Source organism: Prevotella sp. oral taxon 306 str. F0472 (assembly GCF_000257925.1).
GTDB lineage: Bacteria > Bacteroidota > Bacteroidia > Bacteroidales > Bacteroidaceae > Prevotella > Prevotella vespertina.
Genome location: NZ_AJIN01000015.1, coordinates 1 through 3,671, shown reverse-complemented (window position 1 = coordinate 3,671; position 3,671 = coordinate 1). Strand labels below are relative to the sequence as shown.

Sequence of the window (3,671 nt, the reverse complement as noted above, 5' to 3'; positions counted from 1 at the left end):
TGCCTACCACGTATTGCTTCGGAATGGAGCAGATTCCTGCCAAAGGAGATATGCTTTTCATTACAGGTGGAGAAAAGGATGTACTCTCATTGTATGCACACGGCTTCAATGCGATTTGCTTCAACAGTGAAACGGCACAAATACCGGAAAGCATCATAGAGAGCCTTCAACTTCGCTTTCGGCATATCATACTCTTGTATGATGCAGATGAGACGGGTGTGCGGGAAGCGCATAAACAGTCTGAATATCTGGCGGAATACAAGGTGTTGAATCTTACACTCCCACTTAGTGGAACCAAGACGGAAAAGGACATTTCTGATTTCTTTGCCTTAGACAACGGGGCGAAGGAACTGAAAGAACTGCTTGCCAAGATGTTTACAGACCTATATAGCCAAACCATGATGATGCTTCGCTCCTGTGAAATTGACTACGAAAACCCGCCGGATATTTCCAAGTCAGTAGTGGCGGTAAATGGTGTTCCGCTGGGAACGCAGGACAATCTGTTCTGCATTACCGGGGGTGAGGGTACGGGTAAGAGCAATTATGTGGGTGCTATCCTTGCCGGAGCATTGGGAGAAGAACGGATGCCAATAGAGAAAACCTTGGGATTGGAGATTACCGCAAACCCCAAAGGCTTGGCAGTCTTGCACTATGACACAGAGCAGTCTGAGGCACAGCTTCACAAGAATCTGGGCAAGACTTTGTACCGGGCTTCATTGACGGCAGTACCGGAGTTCTACCATTCACTCTACCTTGCCTCACTCTCTCGTAAGGACCGCTTGAAACTTATCCGTGAAAGTATGGACTTGTTCTATCACAAGCATGGTGGAATACACCTCGTTGTCATTGATGGTATTGCTGATCTGATACGTTCTGCGAACGATGAAACGGAAAGTATAGCCATTGTTGACGAACTTTACCGCTTGGCTGGGATATACAATACTTGTATTATCTGCGTATTGCACTTCGTGCCGAACGGTATCAAACTTCGGGGACATATCGGCTCGGAACTTCAACGTAAGGCGGCGGGTATCCTTTCCATAGAGAAAGACGACAATCCTGAATACTCGGTCGTAAAGGCGTTGAAAGTGCGTGACGGAAGTCCGTTGGACGTACCGATGATGCTTTTCGGCTGGGACAAGAAAGAAGACATGCACGTTTATCGTGGTGAGAAGTCCAAGGAAGACAAGGAAAAGCGCAAGACTGATGAACTCATTGCCGTTGTCAAAGAAGCTTTCCGAAATTCTTTCAAGCTCACTTACCAAGAACTTTGTGAGGTTCTGATGCGAGAAATGGAAATCAAGGACAGAACTGCGAAGAAATACATCGCCTACATGAAAGAACAACGTATCTTAGCACAAGATACCAATGGCAACTATCAAAAAGGAGAACTATGTCGTACTTAGAACATCATACAGAAGAGACTTGGCAAAAACGCCTGTTCGACAGGCTCATGAAAGTTGAGGACAAACTCGACCTCCTGCTTGTCCTGCAAGAGCAATCCGTTGATACAACTGTCCAACCACCCTTGAAACCCGAATACTTGGACATCATAGATGTATCCAAGATTCTTAAAGTGGAGCAAAAGACCATCTACAACTGGGTTTGGGCTGGAAAAATCCCCTATCTCAAGGCTAACGGTCGATTGCTTTTCCTTCGGGAAGAGATAGATGAAATGATACGGAAGCGAGATGGTTGGTAATTTTTGTCATTTAAAAAATCTGCAATTATTTTGCTGAAACAAAAAAAATACTTACCTTTGCAATCAGAAAGTTAGTTGTGGGTTTCCACAACTCAAAGATAACAGTACTCGCTTGGCATACCGTAAGATCTGCTGGCGAGTCATTTTTTTATAGATACTATGGCGAATAAAGAATCACGTTCCATTCAGGAACAAATCGATTTACTGAAGCATAGAGGCATGATTATAGAAGATGAGGAGTTTGCCCATCTTCATTTAAGTCATATCAGCTACTACCGTTTGAAGGGGTATTGGTGGGATATGCAAACTGACAAAGAACAGCATATATTCAAGAATGACGCCAATTTTAAGGACGTTATCGCACGATATTTCTTTGATAAGGAGTTGCGTCTTATCTTATTCGATGCCATTGAAGCCATAGAGATAGCGTTGCGGTCGAAGATGATTTATCATCTTTCACAATCATACGGTGGGCTGTACTATATAGATAAGGGACTTTTCAACAATGAAGAACTCCAACAGCAACATATACATGATCTGATGGGTGAGTTTATGCGTAGCGGTGAGATTTTTATAAAAGACTACAAATGTAAATATGGAGTGTGGGAGGACAGAAAATGTATATCTCTTACCCAACAGCCTGACGCATGGATTATTTTTGAAGTTGCGACTTTTGGTACACTTTCAAAGATATATAAGAATCTTAATCATCAGTTACCGGAAAAGGCAAGAATTGCCAATGAATTCGGACTTAATATGCATACAGAACTATCAAGCTGGCTTGAAGCCATATCCTATTTGAGAAATATTGTAGCTCATCATTCAAGAGTATGGAGTCGAAATATGGTAAAACGCCCAATGGATATTAGTAATCCAAGAGGTATTTGGCTGCAACATCCTCTTTCGGAATTCTCTAAAAAGAAGCCATTTCTAATCATCACTTCCATGTTATACTTGTGCAATGCTATCAATGCTGGGGATACATATAAGAGAAAGATAATCTCACTGATAGAGGAAAATCCGAACATTCCTATTTATAAGATAGGTTTTCCAGACCATTGGAATAGGGAATCTATCTGGCAATAATTTTGTACGGGAATATCAATCGCAATATTCCCGTACTTTATTTATGTCTACTAAAAAATGAAAGTAAGACATTTTTTTGCTTCCATTGGATAATAAACATGCGCGTTTAGTGTCTCCATTTGGGTCTGAAGTTCTGTGAACGATTGTCTTCTTCCTTGTCATGAGCAGGATAACTCTCGTTCTTTACTCCGACTGAGTGATTGTTGTCGGACAGATCCTCTACTTGCTTCATTTTCTCTTTCTCTGCTTCCTCTGTTTCCTCCTCTGGCGGTGCAAGCGTAAGTGCAATCTTTCTGTCCAATTCAGTAGCTTCACTTTTAAGTGAGCGAAGCTCGTCCTCTTTCTTCCAAGAGCCATTGGCAATATTCGTGTAAACAGTCTTGTTGGCCACGACCTTTGCCATTTCTTTCTCATGCGACTCTATCACCTTTGGAATACGCTCCAAGGCGTTAATGAAGTTCTGACACGCAAGTTTCGGGTCAGTTGCCAATTTACCGTTATTATAGGTATAGTAGATACTCTCCTGCCCTTTTACAAAGAAGCGGTTCACCGAACAGTCGAACAAGTCTTTGGAAGTACTCTCCGTCTTGACCATTATGGAAAAACCATAAATCTCACCGATTTTGTTGTATTCACCCTTGGTGCGAGCTTTCTCGTCAATCTCCTGTAAACGTGCAGCAATGACTTTGATGTCCGTACTATCCTCCACACCTTTAATCTTGAGTTTATTAATGGCTTCGCCCTCTGCATTACGTTCCACACGCTGCTCAAAGCAAGCCAAGTCCGCCTTAGCCTCCTTAATTTTGTCCGTATGGAAGGATACAGAACTTTCAATCTCTGCCAACTTGCCCGTTGCGGCATCACGCTCACGGAGAAAGTTCTT

At 42.5% G+C, this 3,671-nt stretch carries 3 protein-coding genes and 1 pseudogene; 3 read left to right on the top strand and 1 reads right to left on the bottom strand.

Features of this window, described 5'->3' with window-relative positions; genetic code table 11:
* The 3 genes from HMPREF9969_RS02535 to HMPREF9969_RS02525 form a co-directional block, all read left to right on the top strand.
* The coding region (locus HMPREF9969_RS02535; protein ID WP_036894751.1) for a bifunctional DNA primase/helicase at window positions 1-1,406 on the top strand (1,406 nt) is incomplete at its 5' end.
* On the top strand, window positions 1,394-1,702 hold the full coding sequence (locus tag HMPREF9969_RS02530; RefSeq protein WP_009434302.1) for a helix-turn-helix domain-containing protein: 309 nt from the start codon (window positions 1,394-1,396) through the stop codon (window positions 1,700-1,702). The genes HMPREF9969_RS02535 and HMPREF9969_RS02530, both read left to right, overlap by 13 nt.
* Window positions 1,703-1,861: 159 nt before the next feature.
* A complete protein-coding gene (locus HMPREF9969_RS02525) occupies window positions 1,862-2,788 on the top strand; it encodes an Abi family protein (RefSeq protein ID WP_009434300.1) in 927 nt (308 codons plus the stop codon).
* A gap of 106 nt (window positions 2,789-2,894) precedes the next feature.
* On the opposite strand, the pseudogene HMPREF9969_RS02520 reads toward HMPREF9969_RS02525, so the two are convergent.
* Window positions 2,895-3,671 (bottom strand): annotated as a pseudogene (locus HMPREF9969_RS02520) (helicase); the annotation flags it as partial.